The organism is Wolbachia endosymbiont (group B) of Gerris lacustris (genome assembly GCF_964028355.1).
Lineage (GTDB): Bacteria > Pseudomonadota > Alphaproteobacteria > Rickettsiales > Anaplasmataceae > Wolbachia.
Genome location: NZ_OZ034761.1, coordinates 1,406,758 through 1,426,273, shown reverse-complemented (window position 1 = coordinate 1,426,273; position 19,516 = coordinate 1,406,758). Strand labels below are relative to the sequence as shown.

At 35.3% G+C, this 19,516-nt stretch carries 16 protein-coding genes; 9 read left to right on the top strand and 7 right to left on the bottom strand.

Annotated features, from left to right (window positions below):
* Positions 1-7 precede the first annotated feature (7 nt).
* Both ABWU62_RS07275 and ABWU62_RS07270 read left to right on the top strand, forming a co-directional pair.
* Entirely contained in the window at positions 8-2,011 is a 2,004-nt protein-coding gene (locus ABWU62_RS07275) for a type IV secretory system conjugative DNA transfer family protein (RefSeq protein ID WP_353287985.1), read from the top strand.
* Between the two features lie 100 nt (positions 2,012-2,111).
* Positions 2,112-2,996 (top strand): P44/Msp2 family outer membrane protein, encoded by an 885-nt coding sequence (locus tag ABWU62_RS07270; protein WP_353287984.1) that lies wholly within the window; start codon positions 2,112-2,114, stop codon positions 2,994-2,996.
* A gap of 183 nt (positions 2,997-3,179) precedes the next feature.
* On the opposite strand, the gene topA is transcribed toward ABWU62_RS07270, so the two are convergent.
* The gene (gene topA, locus ABWU62_RS07265) at positions 3,180-5,630 is read right to left on the bottom strand and encodes a type I DNA topoisomerase (RefSeq protein ID WP_353287983.1); all 2,451 of its coding nucleotides are present in this window, start codon (positions 5,628-5,630) and stop codon (positions 3,180-3,182) included.
* 741 nt (positions 5,631-6,371) lie between these two features.
* Here topA and ABWU62_RS07260 point away from each other — a divergent pair.
* On the top strand, positions 6,372-7,643 hold the full coding sequence (locus ABWU62_RS07260; RefSeq protein WP_353287982.1) for an MFS transporter: 1,272 nt from the start codon (positions 6,372-6,374) through the stop codon (positions 7,641-7,643).
* 66 nt (positions 7,644-7,709) lie between these two features.
* Positions 7,710-9,053 (top strand): DNA repair protein RadA, encoded by a 1,344-nt coding sequence (gene radA / locus ABWU62_RS07255; RefSeq protein ID WP_353288190.1) that lies wholly within the window; start codon positions 7,710-7,712, stop codon positions 9,051-9,053.
* A gap of 992 nt (positions 9,054-10,045) precedes the next feature.
* On the opposite strand, the gene ftsY is transcribed toward radA, so the two are convergent.
* Positions 10,046-10,957: a signal recognition particle-docking protein FtsY gene (ftsY, locus tag ABWU62_RS07250; protein WP_353287981.1), complete on the bottom strand. Its 912-nt coding sequence runs from the start codon at positions 10,955-10,957 to the stop codon at positions 10,046-10,048.
* Positions 10,958-11,133: 176 nt separating this feature from the next.
* Here ftsY and iscU point away from each other — a divergent pair, with 176 nt between their 5' ends.
* From iscU to hscA, 4 genes are read left to right on the top strand one after another with little or no spacing between them, the layout of a single operon-like run.
* Positions 11,134-11,517 (top strand): Fe-S cluster assembly scaffold IscU, encoded by a 384-nt coding sequence (gene iscU / locus ABWU62_RS07245; protein WP_006012607.1) that lies wholly within the window; start codon positions 11,134-11,136, stop codon positions 11,515-11,517.
* A gap of 5 nt (positions 11,518-11,522) precedes the next feature.
* Positions 11,523-11,909: a HesB/IscA family protein gene (locus ABWU62_RS07240; RefSeq protein ID WP_353287980.1), complete on the top strand. Its 387-nt coding sequence runs from the start codon at positions 11,523-11,525 to the stop codon at positions 11,907-11,909.
* Positions 11,902-12,360 carry an iron-sulfur cluster co-chaperone HscB C-terminal domain-containing protein gene (locus ABWU62_RS07235; protein WP_353288189.1) on the top strand — a complete coding sequence of 153 codons (459 nt, stop codon included), beginning with the start codon at positions 11,902-11,904 and terminating at the stop codon, positions 12,358-12,360. Before ABWU62_RS07240 ends, ABWU62_RS07235 begins: the two co-directional genes overlap by 8 nt.
* A complete protein-coding gene (gene hscA / locus ABWU62_RS07230; RefSeq protein WP_353287979.1) occupies positions 12,338-14,203 on the top strand; it encodes a Fe-S protein assembly chaperone HscA in 1,866 nt (621 codons plus the stop codon). The genes ABWU62_RS07235 and hscA overlap by 23 nt, the downstream gene beginning before the upstream one ends.
* A 3-nt stretch (positions 14,204-14,206) precedes the next feature.
* Here the strand turns inward: hscA and lepB are convergent, their stop codons facing one another.
* Positions 14,207-14,992: a signal peptidase I gene (gene lepB / locus ABWU62_RS07225; protein ID WP_353287978.1), complete on the bottom strand. Its 786-nt coding sequence runs from the start codon at positions 14,990-14,992 to the stop codon at positions 14,207-14,209.
* Positions 14,993-15,191: 199 nt separating this feature from the next.
* Here lepB and ABWU62_RS07220 point away from each other — a divergent pair, with 199 nt between their 5' ends.
* A complete protein-coding gene (locus ABWU62_RS07220; RefSeq protein WP_353287977.1) occupies positions 15,192-15,563 on the top strand; it encodes a TrbC/VirB2 family protein in 372 nt (123 codons plus the stop codon).
* Here the strand turns inward: ABWU62_RS07220 and ABWU62_RS07215 are convergent.
* From ABWU62_RS07215 to ABWU62_RS07200, 4 genes are all read right to left on the bottom strand, one after another.
* Complete coding sequence (locus tag ABWU62_RS07215; RefSeq protein WP_353288188.1) at positions 15,550-16,548, bottom strand: pyruvate dehydrogenase complex E1 component subunit beta; 999 nt, start codon at positions 16,546-16,548, stop codon at positions 15,550-15,552. The two genes, ABWU62_RS07220 and ABWU62_RS07215, sit on opposite strands and share 14 nt — an antisense overlap.
* A gap of 60 nt (positions 16,549-16,608) precedes the next feature.
* On the bottom strand, positions 16,609-17,424 hold the full coding sequence (locus ABWU62_RS07210; protein WP_353287976.1) for a hypothetical protein: 816 nt from the start codon (positions 17,422-17,424) through the stop codon (positions 16,609-16,611).
* The gene (locus tag ABWU62_RS07205; protein WP_353287975.1) at positions 17,408-17,866 is read right to left on the bottom strand and encodes an ankyrin repeat domain-containing protein; all 459 of its coding nucleotides are present in this window, start codon (positions 17,864-17,866) and stop codon (positions 17,408-17,410) included. Before ABWU62_RS07205 ends, ABWU62_RS07210 begins: the two co-directional genes overlap by 17 nt.
* A gap of 229 nt (positions 17,867-18,095) precedes the next feature.
* Complete coding sequence (locus ABWU62_RS07200; RefSeq protein WP_265022222.1) at positions 18,096-19,040, bottom strand: IS110 family transposase; 945 nt, start codon at positions 19,038-19,040, stop codon at positions 18,096-18,098.
* Positions 19,041-19,516: the final 476 nt, after the last annotated feature.

Below are 19,516 nucleotides of genomic sequence, written 5' to 3'. Positions count from 1 at the left end.
GTAGTTTATGAGTAATGGAAATCACCTACGTAATGTTCTTATAGGAGGTGTGGTATCTTTTAGCATATTTGAATTTTGCTTCTATTTGTCTGGTATATTATTCTACCTGTTTGTTGACGGTCCAGATGGTGTAGATTTTAGAGCAATTAACCCTAGTTTGACGCCTTTTCCTCAAGCTCTCTGGCCAACAATTTTTGATCATATACAATATTGTTGGCATCATCCAGAGCTATATAGTTTTGAGCTCAAAATTAAATTAGTTGTATCTTCTCTACTGCCTATAATTGTGTTGATGATTATTTTGTGGAATGTGAGAGAAAGACTAATTGAATGGCGGCCATTTAAAAAGAAAGAATCACTTCATGGAGATTCACAGTGGGCATCAGAGAAAGACATACGAAAAGCAGGATTAAGAAGCAAAAAAGGTCTATTGCTTGGTAAAGATAAGAGAGGATATTTTATTGCTGATGGGTTTCAGCATGCATTGCTCTTTGCGCCTACAGGTTCTGGTAAGGGTGTTGGTTTTGTAATTCCTAATTTGTTATTTTGGAATGATTCAGTAATTGTGCATGATATAAAATTAGAAAACTATGAAATAACAAGTGGTTGGCGAGAACGACAAGGACAAAAAGTATATGTATGGAACCCAGCGCAGCCAGATGGGGTAAGCCATTGTTATAATCCACTGGAATGGATTAGTGAAAAACCTGGACAGATGGTCGATGATGTGCAAAAAATAGCTAACCTAATCATGCCTGAACAAGATTTTTGGCAAAACGAAGCAAGAAGCTTATTTGTTGGGGTGGTACTATATTTACTTGCTGCACCAGAGAAAGTTAAATCTTTTGGTGAGGTTGTGCGTACGATGCGTAGCGATGACGTAGTTTACAATCTTGCTGTAGTTTTGGACACAATGGGTAAAATAATACATCCCGTAGCGTATATGAACATTGCAGCTTTTTTGCAAAAGGCTGACAAAGAAAGATCAGGTGTTGTGTCAACTATGAACTCTTCACTTGAATTGTGGGCAAACCCGTTGATCGATACTGCAACTGCGACAAGTGATTTTAATATTTTGGATTTTAAAAAGAAGAAAACTACAGTTTATGTTGGTTTAACTCCTGATAACTTAACTAGGCTCAGGCCTTTAATGCAGGTTTTTTACCAACAGGCAACTGAGTTTTTATGTAGAAAATTGCCATCAGATGACGAGCCTTACGGTGTATTATTTTTAATGGATGAGTTTCCAACACTTGGAAAAATGGAGCAATTTCAAACGGGCATCGCGTACTTTCGTGGCTATCAAGTAAGGTTATTTTTAATTGTTCAAGATACTGAACAGCTTAAAGGAATATATGAAGAAGCAGGAATGAACTCCTTTTTATCAAACTCAACCTATAGAATAACTTTTGCAGCCAATAATATTGAAACGGCTAATTTGATATCTCAGCTTATAGGAAACAAAACTGTACAACAAGAATCATTAAACAAACCTAAATTTTTAGACTTGAATCCTGCATCAAGATCATTGCATATCTCTGAAATACAGAGAGCATTGCTCTTACCTCAAGAAATTATTATGCTGCCACGTGATGATCAGATAATTTTGATAGAATCGACTTATCCAATCAAGTCAAAGAAAATTTTGTACTATAGTGATAGCACATTCACAAGAAGGCTGATTAAACCAACACGTGTGCCTACACAAGAGCCATATGATCCAAACAAGGTCTTTTCTGCTGCTAACAACAAAGATAAGATTAGTAATGAAGAAGAGAGTAATGCTATTGAAGATGCTGATTATCCTGTTGAAGTTAAAACTGAAGATGCAATATACGATGAGCCAGAGATTGAAGATGGATTTGAAGACGAGGATATTGATGATAAATTTGAAGGTGGTGATGGGTTTGATGATGAGGAAGACGATGATGGGTTTGATGATGAAAACAGTAAGGATGAATTTGAAGATGAGGACAAACTAGACGGCAATAAAATCGAGGATAGAGGTTAATTTTACCTATTTTTTAGCTTAGAAAATAATTAGTTTTTTCATATTAAATCATTTTTAATTAATTAGTACTAGAGTGGCTATTTTAACTAGAGGAATAGTCATGATGAGTAAAAAAACATTAGCAGTTACAGCACTTGCTTTATTGTTGTCACAACAATCTTTTGCAAGTGAAACGGAAGGATTTTACTTTGGTGGTGGATATTACGGTCAATATTTGAACTTGGGTAAGTTGAAAGCAAAAATTGGAGGCAAAGATGCTACAGATGATAACCGTGTATCTATAAATGACATAGACGCTCAGAGAACAGAGGGTCAGTTAATAAGTAAGTATAAAGGAGATTATAACCCACCTTTTGCTGCAAATGTAACGTTTGGTTACACAGGAGAACTAGGCAATAATAGCTATAGAGCTGAATTGGAAGGGATGTACTCTTCTGTAAAAGTAGATAATATTGGTTTATCAAGCAATCAAGTAACTGTTTCGTATCTAAAAGACGTTAGTGAGGGTGCTAATGAAAAAACTTATATGTATAAAACTGTAATTAATCATGACCAAGTAGAAAACGCATCTGTAATGGCAAATGTTTATCATTATTGGAAAAGTGATAGTTTCTCTTTTTCTCCTTATGTTGGGGTTGGAGTCGGTGCAACAAGAATGACAATGTTTGAAAAATTGTCAATAAGACCTGCAGGTCAATTGAAAGCTGGCTTTGATTATCGTATAAACGAAGATGTAAATATGCACATCGGATATAGAGCTTTTGGTGTTCTTGGTAGTAATGTTGATTTTGAAGCAGAGGTGTTAGGAGAAATGAAAGCAAAGCAACAGGTAAACTCAGATGGAAAAAAGATGTTAGAATTGAAGGAAGGTCAAAAACCATCGGACCGGAAGTTACACAAAGAAAGTATCAGTATAGGCAATCAAGTGTTTCACACACACGGTATAGAAGCTGGTCTTACTTTTCATTTTGCCAGCAAAGCTTAACTCTGATAGAGACATTTTCCTGGTAGTACGTCTGCGTCACACGACTGTAGCTGCTAACCAGGTGACAACTTTCTCGTTATCTGAATATTTTCTTTCTTGTAATTCAGGCTCTTTTTTCTCAGTTCCAGCGTGTAGCGCTGGAACAACAATAAAGAACATATAAAGAGTAGTTATGCAAGGAGTCTATTTTTTATTCTTAATTAACTCTAAGGCTTTCTTCAGATCTATACTTTCAATATCTGCATTCTTGCCCAAAGCAACGTTTGTTTTACCGCATTTTATATAGAATCCGTACCTACCGTTGCAGATAAAAACTTCTTTTCCCTTTTCATTAAAACCAAGAGATTTTAGCTCTTTGCGTGGGCTGCTCTCAATAATTTGTATAGCTTCGTTTAATTGTGTGTCTAATACCTCCTTAGAGCTTTTTTTAAGAGAAAAGTATCGACCATCATAGAGAATATAGTACCCAAATCGTCCAAGACCTATTTTTACTTCCTTTCCAGTTTCAGGATGTTCTCCTACTACTTTCGGCAAGGAAAGTAATCGAGTGGCGGTATTTAGATCAATATCATTAACATTTATGTCTTTTGGTACAGAAATCTTTTTTTTCTTTTCTGACTCACTATTAAACTCCAGATAAAGTCCAAAAGGACCTTTTTTGATCATTACCTCTTGGCCTGTCACATCATCTATACCCAAACTTTTTGGATATTCTGAATTGTCATTACTACCCGTAATTTCTTTTGTATGATTGCATGCAGGATAGTTAGAACATCCAAGAAACACACCGGCTTTTCCAAAATTTAATTTCAATATACCACCAGAGCAATTAGGACATTTTTTACCTATTTCTTCCTTTCCTTTCTCTGAGCAAAACCAATTGACTACCAAATCATGAATACCACTAAAAATCGCATCATGTGTCATTTGCTTAACAGAATTTACATGATTAAAAAATGGCACCCAAAAATAGCCTAGTTCTTTTTTCCAATCTGCATGTCCATTTGAGATTGAATCAAGCCTTTCTTCCATTTGTGCTGTAAAGTCATACTCTACACAACGCTGAAAAAAAGTTTCCAAAAATATAGTCACGATCTTACCGCGGCTGCTTGGAATAAATCTTTTATTATCAAGTGTAACGTATTCACGATCTTGCAATACCGAAATAATTGTTGCATAAGTTGATGGGCGACCTATACCGACTTCTTCCATTTTTTTTACTATACTCGCTTCACTATAACGAGGTGGCGGTTGAGTAAAGTGCTGTTTCGGATCAACAGAAATCAACTTGCACGCTTCCTCTTCCTTCATGGCAGGTAGCAAGCCTTCATTTTCGGCTTCCATGTTATCTTGATAGACTTTATAAAAACCATCAAAGAATATACTTGATCCACTTGCTCGCAGAATCACTTTCTGGTCAATAGAACTAATTTCAACTACCACTTGATCAAGAATCGCCGATTCCATTTGACTTGCAATGGTTCTTTTCCAGATTAAATCGTACAATTTAAATTGCTCTGGCGTTAAGTAATCCTTAATACTACCCGGCGTTCTATTAATATCAGTTGGCCGGATTGCTTCATGTGCTTCTTGAGCATTTTTGACCTTTTTTACATATTTACGAGGAGAATGCGGTAAATATTTATCACCATATAATGACTTAATTGATCCCCTGATTGAGTTTATAGCCTCATCTGCAATATGAAACCCATCTGTACGCATGTAAGTTATCAACCCTACGGTTTCACCACCAATATTGATACCTTCATATAAATTTTGCGCTACTCGCATAACATTTTTCACATTAAAATACAGTTTATTCACTGCATCTTGCTGAAGACTTGAGGTGATAAATGGAGGAAGCGGGTTTCTCTTAACTTGCTTGCGTTCTACTGTGCTTACAGCATACTGCCTTGACTCGATCTCCCTGACTAAGTTCTTTGCCTCTTCTTCATTCTTAATATCAAATTTTTCTAGCTTTTTATTGTCATAGTGGCTTAGCATAGCAAAAAAAGCCTCATCTTTGCTATTTTGCATTTCTGCCTTTATGCTCCAATACTCCTGTGTTATAAACTTACTGATTTCATCCTCTCGTTCGCATATAAGCTTTAATGCAACAGACTGCACTCGCCCTGCAGATTTGCTTCCCGACAATTTTGTCCACAGCAGCGGTGACAAGCTAAATCCAACTAGATAATCCAAAGCTCTTCGTGCTTGCTGTGCATGTACTAAGTCCATGTTTATTTCGCGTGGATTTTTTATAGCTTCTTGCACTGCTCTTTTTGTTATTTCGTTAAAGACTACTCTATGAATGTTGCTTTCATCATTGATTGCTTTTCTTTCCTTTAGTGCCTCTATCACATTCCAAGCTATTGCTTCCCCTTCTCTGTCTGGATCTGTTGCAAGGTATATATCTGATGTTTTACTAGCTTCCTTGACTAACTCTTTTACATACTTTTCTGCTTTTTCAATAATCTCATACTTCATGGCAAAGTCATTATCAGGATCAACGGAACCATTCTTCGCTGGCAGATCTCTGACGTGGCCAAAAGATGCAGCTACTTTGAACTCTTTACTTAAATATTTGCCTATCGTCTTTGCCTTTGCCGGCGACTCAACTATCAATAATGCCATAATTATTAGTACTTAAAGGTAATATGTTGAAATATATAGAATAAAAAGTAAAAAAATATTTTAATAGTCTTCTCACTTTTTTAAGTGAATTGTTTTAATGTTAGCAAAAAACCTAATGAAAGAGCCTACTTTACAAATTTTCCCAACTCCCTTACCATAAGGATAACGCTATACTATTTATCTTCGTCTGTGGAGATTAAACGACAAAAGCATAACGCAGTTGTCGTCTTATTTTTAATTTTTTGCACTATGTGCATCTTATTTCTTTACAGAACTTTCAGTTTTTTACCATATAAGCTGAAACGGGCTGTTTAAGACAGGCCAATTTTCAGGATTAGAGCTAGCTAATAGGGGGGGTTTCTTTTGTCTTTTTTCTACTTGGTAAATTTCTTGATATTTGTAGCTAAAATAATTTAAGAGAGGTGTCATCCCAGTGCTCCGACACTGGGATCCAGTTAAATTTACGAGTATAAAAGTAATCAACGTTTCTGATGATGGAAAAATGGATCCCAGTATCAGCTACTCGGATGACAAGAAAAGGAGTACTGGAATGACAAGAAGGACATTCCACCATGTCATTCCAGCGCATGACCAGATTTTCTTATTTGATCCCAGACTGGCTGGTTATGCAAGTTCCAATTTTAATAATATTTAAATTGCTACATATGAACCATACGCTTGAGTTGCAAAGTTCTAGAAAGCAGCCAGAATAGAATAATGAAACATTTACAATTAAACTAAGTGCACAACCAACAAACAAGGGTATTGACTGCAACAATACTCTGCAGAATTGCAATATGGTATGACCATATGCTCTTTATTGATCTGGTTAACATAATTAGTAGAGAATTTTGTTATGCAAAAGATATCTACTACAGCATATTGCAATTGTTTGGAATTGCAGGATTGGGCGCTATGGTAAGACCACTTGGTGCATCTGTATTTGGTCACATTGGTGATAGGTATGGAAGGAGAATGGCGTTAACGATTGCTATCTTGCTAATATCGATTCCTTCTAGTCTCGTTGCATTTATTCCAAGTTATAGTAAAATAGGAATAACCTCTACTATGTTGCTTCTTACAATCCATCTGATACAAGGGGTTGCACTTGGCGCTGAGCAAGGAGGTAGCTCTGTTTATCTCATAGAGCATTTACCTAATAAGAAAAAACTAGGAATGTTTTTTGGAATAATAAGTTTTGGTCGCTCCATTGGCATATTGCTCTCTGTGGTTGCAGTGATCATCTGTAAAAAAACCACTGATTTTAACGCTTGGGGTTGGAGGCTGCCGTTTATTTTTTCAGCCATTTTAGGATTAATAAGCGCATATAGTATATATACACTAGGAGAAACTCCAGCGTATGAAAAAAATCGAGAACAAAGAAATTTACCTAATTTACCAATAATAGAGCTTACAAAACGCTATAAGAGAGCCCTGATACTTGCAATTTTAATATCTGTACCTGTTAATGTTGCTGTTGGATTTACCATATTTCTTAGAACAATTGCAAAAGAAATAGTGTCTGTTGAAACTTATGTAACAACGTATGTCAACGAAGTTGTACTCATTATAACCAGTATATTAATGCCGATATCTTCAATAGTGCTTGGAATTTTAGCTGATAAAACAGGAAGAGAACGTACTGCAATCTTATTTATAGTGATAACAATGGTATTATGTTGTCCTATGTTATCTATTGCATATTACTATAAAAGCTACCTAATAATTATGTTGAGTGTGATGGCTCTTTCTATAATCGAGAGGGGTATCAATCCTATAGGGATAGTTACTGCTGAGCTTTTTCCTACCAATGTTAGATTTAGTGGTGTGAGTTTATCACGTAACATCTCTTTTGCCCTGCATGGTGGATTTACTCCTATGATATGCACTTGGTTTACTATAATGTTTCCTAAAATAGACTTTGCTGCTGGGCTTTATGTAATTTTTTGCTTATTAGTCAGTTTAGTAGCAATATTGCAAATAAAACCACAAGATAAAAAGTGTGATTGGTAATTTTCTCTATTTAAATTTATTTCACTTATTTAGCTAATTTTTATTACAATCATAATTTTGGCTTTTATGAAAACTGCATACGTATGTCAATTCTGCGGTCATAGTACTGGAAGGTGGGTAGGAAGGTGCATTGCATGTGACAGTTGGGATACGGTTGTCGAAGAAATAGTACTAAAAACAGAAACGAGAAGTACATCTGCACCAATTTCAATAAAAGCGTTATCAGATAGTGAAATTATTACCCCCGATCGTTTTTTAACAGGAATAGAAGAGTTAGATAGAGTTTTTGGTGGAGGTATCGTTCAAGGTGCTAGCATTTTAATTGGTGGTGAACCTGGAATTGGAAAATCTACTCTTTTGCTTAGGATTGCAGCTAATGTTGTGCAATTTTCTTCTTTTGAATGTCTTTATGTATCTGGCGAGGAATCTTTAGAGCAAGTGAGCCTCAGAGCAAAGCGTCTTAAGATAAATGAACCTAAAATTAAGCTTTTATCTACAGTATCTTTAACTGATGTAGTAACAACAATAAGAAAAAATAAAAGTATTAGGTTCTTAATAGTTGATTCTATACAAACTATGTACGATAGCAAAGTCACATCAGCACCAGGAACTGTAACTCAAGTCCGTACCTGCGCTCATGAATTGACTGTTCTTGCAAAGCAATATGGTATTTCTCTCTTAATAGTTGGCCATATAACGAAGGATGGACAAATAGCAGGACCCAAAACTCTGGAGCATATGGTAGATACAGTACTATATTTTGAGGGTGAAAATAGTAATCAATATCGCATTTTACGCACTATTAAAAATAGATTTGGCCCTGCAAATGAAATTGGTGTTTTTGAGATGTCTGAAGCAGGACTCATGCCTGTTGATAATCCATCATCATTATTCTTGACCGTACATGATAGAGAAGTAGTTGGCAGCGCCGTATTTGCAGGAATTGAAGGCTCAAGACCAATCTTAATGGAAGTGCAAGCATTAATAGCAAGGACTAATATGGCAACTCCAAGAAGAGCAGTAGTTGGTTGGGATATTAATAGGTTAGCTATGATCATCGCGGCGTTAAATGCTCGTTGCAAAATGTTTCTGCATGATAAAGAAGTATACCTAAACATTGCGGGAGGACTCAAAATACAGGAACCATCAGCTGATCTTGCTGTTGCTGCTTCTCTTATTTCAAGTTTAGTAAATTTACCGCTACCAACTTCTTCAATAATCTGCGGTGAAGTTGCACTTTCAGGAGAAATTAGAAATGTTTCGCATGCTGATCTCAGGCTAAGGGAAGCACAAAAATTAGGGTTTAAAAAGGCGATTATGCCTAAAAATGGCAATTATTCTTCTCATGATATTGAGATAATTAAGCTTGGTCATATAAAAGAGTTAAAAGAGGTCTTCAATCACAGTTAAATACTATCTACATGAACATTTTGCTTGTGGGAAGGATGTCACCCCAACTTCCATAATGTCATTCGAGTAGCTGACACTGGCTTCTTTTTTTCTGGATTCCAGTGTCAAGCACTGACCATTTGCTGTTTTTACTCATAACTACCTTGACTGAACAAATACGAAAACAAGTAGCTAATTATCGCATAAAAAAAGAAGTGAACCAATATCTTCTGTGATTAAAGATACATTAAATCTTGACTGTGCATTTCCTCTGCTATAAGCAATAATTTTTCGCTCTCATCATAAAGATTTTTTGCACTAGCTGCTAATTTCTCACTAATTTGTGAATGATGTTCAGGAGATTGATACTCCCTATTACATTTGTTCTTGCATATGGCTTTCGAGAAGCTACTACCATGATGTCTCCTTTCACACATTCTGTGGCATTCGTCATGTGGATCAGGTACCCAGGAATTTTGTGTAGATGTTATTATAATATACTCCTTAAATTTTTATAATATATTTATATTGACATATAAGTATAAATATTACATTAATATAATTGCTTTTTAGGCATGAGTGACAAGCTGAAGTGGTTTTTAATTACTCAAAAAACAGAAACGTTTCTATTTCCTACACTTTCTAAAACCATAGGCGCCCATTATTAGCTAAAGTAAAGGTCAAGTATCTGGAATTCTGGACATAAAATCCTCCTGTGTAAAAAAGAGTTAGAAAAAAATGCAGTGCACATACGACAGATATACACTGAAGAATACATTTTTTAATAAGTTTGATTAAAAAGTATGCAGACTAAAGATAGATTTTGAGCTTTTAAAATATCTCTATTTGTAATTATAATGAGATTGAAAATATGCGGAAGTAATTTTTATACGTTAACGGCTCACCCAACCCAATAATCACTTGCAACCAGTGTCACATGTTGGAATTAGACCATCTAAAAACGGCTTCTCATGATAATTAAGCTTGGTCATATGAGAAAATTAAAGAGATCTTCAATCACATTTAAACAGCGCTTCAGCAAACTCTTTGCCAGTAAATTCCCTCAGGTCTTCTATACTTTCACCAATTCCTATAGCGTGTAATTTCACCTTATAAGCTTCTGCAAGCCCAATCACTACTCCACCTTTAGCAGTACCATCTAGCTTTGTTACAATTAACCCGGTAACACCAACCATTTTACTAAAGGCCTCTAATTGGCTATAAGCATTTTGGCCAGTAGTTGCATCAAGAACTAAAATAACATCATGAGGAGCAGTATCATCCAATTTCTTTATCGTTCTATGTATTTTTGACAGCTCTTGCATGAGATTTACATTGTTTTGTAGCCTTCCGGCTGTATCAATCAAAACAACATCAACGCTATCTTTTATCGCTTGATTTACAGCTCTATATGCCACACTTGCAGAATCACTACCATATTCTCCAGTAACAATGGAGCAGTCAGAACGTTCTGCCCAAATATTTAATTGCTCACTCGCAGCAGCTCTAAATGTATCGCATGCAACAAGCATAACGGATTTTCCTTTTTCCTTATATTTATAGGCAAGTTTACCTATAGTTGTGGTTTTACCATTACCGTTTACTCCGCATACCATTATTATGTGGGGTTTTTTATTCAAAATGAGCGGCTGCACGACAGGGTTTAATATTGTTTCTATTTCGCTCATTAACTGCTGTTTGATAACGTTGTGCTCGACTTCTGATTCAAATTTGATACTTGCGAGCTTATCGATAAGAAGTCTAGAAGTTTTATGACCTATATCCATGCTAATTAGCAGCTCTTCCAGCTCATCTAAAAGCGACTGATCTAATTTTTTTTTGCCAGAAAAAATATTTTTTACTCCATCACTAAAACGGGAGGAGGTTTTTAATAGTCCTTGATAAAGATTACTGAATAAACTCAAGAAATACTCCTTCTAAAATTACCATATAAAGAATGACATGCACTATATGTATTTGTAAAGTAAATACACTCGTAACCTATATATTTTGTGAGTAAAATGTACCGCTTGCTAGTGTATTTTACTTTAGTTTTTAACCTAAATATGTTATAATGTAAGTAATGGTTTACGGATAATCTATGAGTTATAATGAGAAAATTTTAGATCATTACGAAAATCCAAGGAATGTTGGTTCTCTGGATAAAAATGATCCAAATGTTGGTACTGGTCTAGTTGGTGCACCATCGTGCGGCGACGTAATGAAGCTGCAAATAAAGGTTAACGATAAAGGTGTTATTGAAGATGCAAAATTTAAAACTTTTGGTTGTGGTTCTGCTATAGCTTCAAGTTCTTTGCTTACAGAAATGATCAAAGGAAAAACTATTGAGGATGTAACAAAGATAAAGAATACTCAAATAGTGGAAGAATTGTCTTTGCCGCCAGTAAAGATACACTGTTCAGTACTTGCTGAGGATGCTATAAAAGCTGCTATTCATGATTATCAAAATAAACAAAAACATTGAGGAATATGAGTGAATTTCAAGGAGTAAATTCTGTTAAAAAACCTATCACTCTAACTGCAAATGCAGTAGGGAGGGTAAGGTCTTTATTGGATAGAAAGAAGCATGCTAATCTTGAAGAAGCAATAGGAATAAGAGTTCTAATTAAGCAAAAAGGATGTTCTGGTTTAAAATACGATATTGAATATGCATATGATGTTCGTCCTTTAGAATCGGTAATTGAAGAAAGTTGCAGCGATGGTCAAAAAGTCAAGGTGCTGATCGATCCAAAATCTATCATGTTTATTCTTGGCTCTGAAATGGATTATGTAGAGGAAAAATTCTCATCAGGTTTTATTTTCAAAAATCCTAATGAGAAAGGAAAATGTGGTTGTGGAGAGAGTTTTCATGTCTAGCAACCATTTCACATTATTTGGAATTGAACCGGCTTTTAACATCAGCTTTGATGAGTTGGAGAGAAAATATATTGAGCTAAGCAGAGCTAATATAAATGAAAGAGAGTCCAAAAATATGGAAAATATCAACAAAGCTTATCAGGTACTGAAGTCACCGCTAAAGCGTGCCGAACATTTGTTGGATCTTTTTGACGTACAAAGCAAAAAAGAGCATCTTGATCCTGAAATATTAAATGAATCAATGGAAATAAGAGAATACTTTCTAGACTGCGATGATTTACAATTTGCAAGTAGGATGATTGATGAAAAGGTAAAAGATTGTACTAAAAACCTAATTAATGCTTTTGCTACAAAAAAATTTGATGAAGCTGCTACGCAAGTTTTTAGATTAAGATATTTATATAAGTCATTTGAGGAGATGAAGGAAAATGCGGCCAGTTCAAATTTCTGAACCAAGTTCAAATGAGGTAGTTTTTGGTATAGATCTTGGAACTACTAACTCTTTAATTGCCATGGTAAATAAAGCTGGCAATGTAGAAATATTTAAAGATGAGCAAGGTCGTGAACTATTACCTTCTGTCATTTCATATGAAAAGGATGTACTAAAAGTAGGCTACGATGTTGGCGAAAACGCTATCTGCTCTATAAAACGCTTAATGGGTAAAAGTGTTAAAGACTTGCATAAAGAAGGTATCAATTGTGAAATAGATAACGAAAGTGAAAAAGTTATTAGGGTAAAATGCTCAGAAGAAAAGTATCTCACTCCTATTGAGATCTCTGCTGAGATACTAAAAACTCTATGCAAGAGGGTAAAAAAATTCACAGGGATGAAAGTTAACAAAGCAGTGATTACTGTACCAGCTTATTTTGATGATTCAGCACGTAACGCAACCAAATATGCAGCAAAATTAGCTGGCATAGATGTTCTTCGCCTCATTAATGAACCAACCGCTGCAGCACTTTCTTACTCCATTGAAAAGAACAATAACAGTGGCATATATGCAGTTTATGATCTCGGTGGTGGAACATTTGACATTTCAATATTAAAATTACATCAAGGAGTGTTTCAAGTTCTTGCAGTTGGTGGTGATACTAAACTTGGTGGTGATGATTTTGATCATCTACTTAGTTTAATCGTGCTTGAAAAGTATAGAGAACAGGTAGGTTTAAGCGAAAGTGTCATCCCAGCGTCAGCTACTTGTATGGCAGGGCCATCACTTATTGAATCACGTATTGTAAAAGAATATCTTAGTAATAATACCTCTGGCACTTTTAAATTTAATATTAGACTTTCTCCTGTCATCCCAGTGCGTGACACTGGGATCCAGGAAAGAAAAAATATGTGGTCACGCGCTGGAATTACACCAGATTGTGCTGCTAATGGTGTATTATTTGAGTGCAAAATCACCAAAGAAGAATTCGAGCAAGCAATCAGTCCTTTGGTTAACAAGGCTATCAATATAGTCACTCGTACTATAGACGATATAGATCTTAAAATTGACGATATAAAAGGAATAATTTTAGTTGGTGGCGCAACTAGAGTGCCATTAGTGCAAAATTCACTAATCAAACTCTTTGGCAATAAAGTGCTGAATGACGTGGATCCGGACAAAGCAGTTGCCAATGGGGCAGCTTTGCAGGCTCATTATTTAACTTCAAACTCAAAAGATAGGAATATTCTCCTTGATGTGCTGCCTTTATCACTTGGCATAGAAACTATGGGGGGAATAGTTGAAAAAATTATACCAAGAAATACACCACTACCAGTTTCAGAAATAAAAGAGTTTACAACTTACGCTAACGGGCAAACAGCAATGAAAATTCACGTTTGTCAAGGAGAACGTGAAATGATAAAAGATAATAAATCTCTAGCACGATTTGAACTCAAAGGTATACCACAATTGCCTGCAGGTTCTGCAAAAGTTGAAATAGGATTTACAGTTAGCATTGATGGAATATTGACTGTCACTGCAAGAGAAAAAACTACTGGAGTCGAACAGACAGTTGAAATAAATTCAAGCTCTGGCTTAAGTGAAAAAGATATTCAAGATATGGTCAATCAGTCAGTAAGTAACTTTGATGAAGACATGAAGGCTCGTTCCCTTGCAGAGGCTAAAATTAACGGTAACAAGCTCATACATCTAGTTGAAAATGTTTCCACTGAGCAAAAGTTAAAAATTCTACTACAGAACGCAAAAGACGCTTTACAGGAAAATGACTTAGACAACATTAATAATGCTATCGCTGAGTTAGAAAATTCTGCTTTAGAATTATGCGAATCAGCAGACAGATAGAGTTCATAAAACTTTGTGAAGTACCCTATCAAATCTCAGAGCAATAGGTAACCTAAAATTAAACGGCAACCAATCAACTTTGCTTAATTTAAACGATAAACCAACCATGTTCACGCGTCCAATTATATTTTCCGCTGGTATGAACCCAATTTCAGGAAATCTACTATCAAAAGAATTATTTCTATTGTCTCCCATCACAAAAAATTGATCATCAGGTACAGAATAAACTAAAGTGGTGTGTGGTGGCTTATTATCGGATGCATTGTCTATTAAAATCTCATGCTCCTTCCCGCTCGGGAGTGTTTCAACGTATCTTGTTATGTCACGCTTTAACTCATAATCAAAAAAACTTTCAATTTGCCTTCGCTCTACTTTTTGACCATTTAAATATAACTCTCCCTCTATCATTTGCACTTTATCGCCCGGTACTCCTATTACCCGCTTAACAAATCTAATGCTGTCATTTCTTGTAGGCTTGAAAACTATTATGTCACCATGCTCCGGAGGGGTGTAAAAGATTCTTCCACTAAAGATGTTTGGAGAAAATGGAAAAGAGTGTTTACTGTAACCGTATGAATATTTACTGGTAAAAATATAATCTCCCTCAAGTAGGGTGCTTTTCATTGAACCAGAAGGAATGTGGAATGGCTCAAATAAAAGACTGCGTATTGATAGAGCAATCAGCAGTAAAAAAAACAGTGAAGATAAAAACTTCCTCGTTCTTGCTATCCTACTTTCTCTTAACTTTCTCAATTTTATTTTTTTATAAATAGCTTTATTGTAACACATAAAAGTAGTGATGTCAAATTTTACTCATAGGTGTTATTGCTCTTTTTCAAAAGTCGAAATAAGCTCTCAAGTAATTGACAGTGATTGACAACCAATAGACATCATTTGCTATGCAATATTGTATAAATCACAATGCTAGTTTTACTGAAAATTATACTATTTTAGATATAATTATAATATTTAAACTTAAGGTATAGGGATGAACCCTACAATTAGGAAGGTTTTTTATATTCTTCTTATAATATTATTTATTTCTTTTTCTCATGTTGGAAGTGCTGCTAACTCTAATGACGATACAACTGCTCAAGTAATATGTAATATTATTGGCTACGTTTGGGGAATAGGTGGACCGCTTATGACCGTAGTGATAATAGGAGCAGCTTTGCTTGCAATATTTGGTAGAATGCCGTGGCCTGCTCTTTTCGCCCTCGGTGTATTTTGCGCTGTGTTTTTTGGCGCTAAAACTATTGTCATAAAAGTAATGGGTGGTATAAACTCTACAAATGCTTCTTTTATGGAAGAATGTGGAACGGGAGAGAAAAAAAGGGTTAATAGGGCTATTTCTTTCTAAAGCAGACTTGGTGCACAGCTTCAACTATATCTTCCATTTGTGGTAATGCTTTCTTTTCTAGGTTTGCAGCATAAGGTAAAGGAACATCCTTACCAGTTACGCGTACAACTGGAGCATCAAGATAGTCAAATCCTTGTTCCATAACCACAGCTGAGAGTTCTGCACCTATTCCTGCAAATGGCCAACCCTCTTCTACGCTTACTAATCTATTAGTCTTCTTAATAGAATTAATAATAGTTTCAGTGTCAAGTGGTCTTAAGGTTCTGAGGTCAATAACTTCAGCTTCTATACCTTCACCTGAAAGTAAATCTGCTGCGTTTAAAGCATCCATTAATTTCAGTGAGAAAGCAGTGATAGTTACATCCTTTCCTTCCCGTATAACAGCGGCTTTGCCTATCTCAAGTAGATAATCTTTATTTGATAGCTCATAGTCAGAAACTTCATGCTCATGTCCATAAGCGATCTCATTTTCTAGAAATATTACTGGATTAGGATCACGAATTGCAGCTTTAAGCAGACCTCTGCAATCAGAGGCAAAGTAAGGTGCTATTACTTTCAAACCTGGAACATGCGAATACCAAGATGCAAGGCACTGAGAATGTTGTGCGGCAACTCTTGCTGCAGCACCATTTGGTCCACGAAATACTATAGGGCATCCAAGTTGTCCGCCTGACATATAATTTGTTTTTGCTGCGGAATTTATGATTTGATCAATTGCTTGCATAGAAAAATTAAAAGTCATAAACTCAACAATGGGTTTGAGCCCAGCAAACGCTGCTCCAACAGCAAGACCAGCAAATCCGTGTTCGGTAATAGGTGTATCAACTACCCTATTTTCTCCGAACTCTTTCAGTAATCCTTTTGTTACTTTATAAGCACCATCATACTCTGCAACTTCTTCACCCATGATAAATACATCAGGGTCATTTTGCATTTCTTCTCTGATTGCCGTGCATAACGCTTCTCTTACACTTAAGCTTGCCATTTGTAAATCTGTAAATTTCAACTGAAATAACTATATCAAAATTACCAGGAAGCGCACAAGTTAAGTTTTACAAGCATCATGTTGCATTGAGCATTGAATACTTATTTCTTTTAATTCAGTAGGTTTTGTTGATATTGTATATGTCACTACACTGGCTATTAATGCAGATGTCACAGAAGTTGCAATCATCAATAGAATTGGTAATTGGAAAGCTACACTAAAGATAACACCTACTGTCAACATGGTTACAAGATTTACAGAAGCAATTTTTAAGAAACACAGTTGTGTTTTTTCTACTTTATTTGCTTTGGTTTTGCTTAATTCACTATTAAGTGTTGTATTCTCGTTTTCCAGATTTTTTATTTTTTGCTTTAGTGATTGATTCTCTTTACTGAGCTTATCAAGTATTTCTAACCGAGTTTCATGTTCAGCTAAGTCACTCTTTAACTTTTCTAGTGCTTTCTCAACATGTTTTAATTCTTTACCTGGCTTTTCTAACTTCCGAATTTGTCTATCTTGCAACTGAATTTGAGGTTGCAGACTTTCTGAAGTTTGGTCATCAACTTCATTAGCTGCCCCATCGTTATTTATTTCAGAGCAGAAAGAAGTATCAAATGTAGACTCAAGATCTAGACCGCTGTCGTCACTACTAACGCTTTCACCAATAGGAGTCTGTTTACCACTATATGTAACACTTCCTCTTTGCGGTGACTCAAATTTTTCTACCATATTCTTAACACCAGCATGTAAGTATTGCTCACTTACTACACTGTCACTACTTTCGCACGTAACAGGAGCCTGTTCACCACTACGTATGGTATTGTATTGTTTCACAGAATTTATAACATCTGCTGGTACATCAGTTTTTTTTCTCATGCTTTGTATAAAAATTTTGTTCTGCTTTCTTTAACATTTTCTCTATAGCTTCTTTATTCTCTGTATTACCAACTATCTCTCTTGGAGTCTTATTTTTGCTTTTTAATGAAGGATTGACTCGATTGTCATTTAGTAACCGTTTTACCATGTCTTTATGTCCACAAGAAGCAGCAATATGCAAAGCAGTTAGTCCATCATTTTTAGAACCATCTTTTACTCGAGCGCTAACACTTGCTTTCTTTTTTAGTAGAAGTTCCACTATTAACATAGTGTTGCATGCTGTAGCAAGATGTAACAACGTCCAATCTTCCGCAGCTTCTTCTGAAATTTTTATACTAAATTGACGTTCTTTACTAAAATTTTTACTAAACTTGTTGTACTCTACTTCATCTTTTCCTTTTAACTCATTCTTTATTCTTTCAAGTAAATTATCTTCATCCAAACCTCCATCAACTATGTTTTTTAAAATTTTTTGAATTTAGTCTCATTTGTTGATAATTTTGTATTTTTATTCAATTGAAAAATGTATTTTGGCAACAAAAACCCTAGTTTATACAGAAAGAAATTTATATCAAACAGCAAGCACTGCTTAGATTTTATGGTTAACGAATATGTGCTTTAAATGTGTGTAGACGCACATATTCGTTAACCTATTTTCTATACAGATTTTTTTATTTCATATTAATTGCTTCTTTAAGTCTTGCATTGGCAATTACTATGATTTTTCGCATTAGAGCTGTTATAGCTACCATCTTCTTTTTACCTCTACCAATAAGATCAGAATAAAAAGCACCAAGTGCAGATTTAGATCTTGCAGCAGCCATAGCAGCTGTGAAAAGCTTTGCACGAACATTGCTTCTACCACCTGTTATCCTTCGGTAACCAATAGTTTTACCGCTTTCTTTTGGATGTGGAGCAACTCCAGCAAGACTTGCAACTTCTTTTTTGTTTAGGTGGCCAAGTTCTGGCATTAGACACACAAAAACTTGTGATAACTTGAGACCTATTCCTGGCACTGTTCTCAAGATCTTTTGACGCTTTTGTAACTCTGGATTTTTATCAATAATTCTTTGTATGGCATCGTTGAACTCATTTATCTGACTGGTAAAAAAGTCTATTGTTTTTTGGCAACTTTCCTTTATATAGTCGTTTTCAGGTGCTGCAAGCCTACATTTCTCTTGAGTTCTCATTTGTGTAATGTCATCACGACGTTGACAGAGTGCAACTAAGGCGGTTTGTTCTTTTGACATAGGCACAAATAGAGATAGAGCACTATAGCGTTCAAAACCATATTGAGCAAGGGCTCTTGCATCTGATTGATCTGTCTTTGCTAAAGTTCCATGTGATATGATAAAACTTTTTACTTTACGAGTATTAGCTCGATGTACAGCAACATTCTTATCAACAAGAAAATGTGCTAAGCCAAGCTCATATTTTCCAGTGTTTTCTAAAGTTACTAGAGAATTAGGTAGGATATCTGAAAATTTTTGAAACAACTGTTGCCAACCAGTAGCATCATTGTCAAACTTGATAGCGCTCCTTTGGTTATAAGCTGCAGCAACATTTTTAAATTTTCCGATATCAATGCCAATGAAATTTTGATAAGATGTAATCATAATAAATAACCTCGATAGTTTAATTAATTTAAGATTGTAAACGGGTGCATACATATGTCCCATGCAACTATTCAAACGTATCGAGAGATGGGGCTAGTTTACCTTGATGGCTACGGTTGTAATACCAACTTTCATTCGGTCGCACACGCCCGTGATAGCCCTATTCCTATAGTGAGTAGGGTTATCTTTCCCTCTTATCTCTTTTATATCACATTTTTAACTTACAACTTTCACCTACCTCATTTATTATTTCAAAAAACTTCTGCTTCTCTATTGCCATAACCTTTCCCTCTCAATTTATTTTTATCGTTGCATAATCTCACAAAAAAGTTAAATATATCAAAATTCTATATTTTATATAAAATAAAATTTCCTGTTTCCAAAAATTGGTAAGCATGTTTTTGATGAGATTGTAGAAAACATACTTTTATGACACCATTTGTTGTACGAACTAACTTGGCGAAAACAGATGTTCA

Excerpts from the sequence above, each read along its gene's own strand:
- ABWU62_RS07275 (WP_353287985.1), top strand. The coding sequence starts at position 8 with ATGAGTAATGGAAATCACCTACGTAATGTTCTTATAGGAGGTGTGGTA.
- ABWU62_RS07270 (WP_353287984.1), top strand. The coding sequence starts at position 2,112 with ATGATGAGTAAAAAAACATTAGCAGTTACAGCACTTGCTTTATTGTTG.
- topA (WP_353287983.1), bottom strand. The coding sequence starts at position 5,630 with ATGGCATTATTGATAGTTGAGTCGCCGGCAAAGGCAAAGACGATAGGC.
- radA (WP_353288190.1), top strand. The coding sequence starts at position 7,710 with ATGAAAACTGCATACGTATGTCAATTCTGCGGTCATAGTACTGGAAGG.
- iscU (WP_006012607.1), top strand. The coding sequence starts at position 11,134 with ATGAGTTATAATGAGAAAATTTTAGATCATTACGAAAATCCAAGGAAT.
- ABWU62_RS07240 (WP_353287980.1), top strand. The coding sequence starts at position 11,523 with ATGAGTGAATTTCAAGGAGTAAATTCTGTTAAAAAACCTATCACTCTA.
- ABWU62_RS07235 (WP_353288189.1), top strand. The coding sequence starts at position 11,902 with ATGTCTAGCAACCATTTCACATTATTTGGAATTGAACCGGCTTTTAAC.
- hscA (WP_353287979.1), top strand. The coding sequence starts at position 12,338 with ATGCGGCCAGTTCAAATTTCTGAACCAAGTTCAAATGAGGTAGTTTTT.
- lepB (WP_353287978.1), bottom strand. The coding sequence starts at position 14,992 with ATGTGTTACAATAAAGCTATTTATAAAAAAATAAAATTGAGAAAGTTA.
- ABWU62_RS07220 (WP_353287977.1), top strand. The coding sequence starts at position 15,192 with ATGAACCCTACAATTAGGAAGGTTTTTTATATTCTTCTTATAATATTA.
- ABWU62_RS07215 (WP_353288188.1), bottom strand. The coding sequence starts at position 16,548 with ATGGCAAGCTTAAGTGTAAGAGAAGCGTTATGCACGGCAATCAGAGAA.
- ABWU62_RS07210 (WP_353287976.1), bottom strand. The coding sequence starts at position 17,424 with ATGAGAAAAAAAACTGATGTACCAGCAGATGTTATAAATTCTGTGAAA.
- ABWU62_RS07200 (WP_265022222.1), bottom strand. The coding sequence starts at position 19,040 with ATGATTACATCTTATCAAAATTTCATTGGCATTGATATCGGAAAATTT.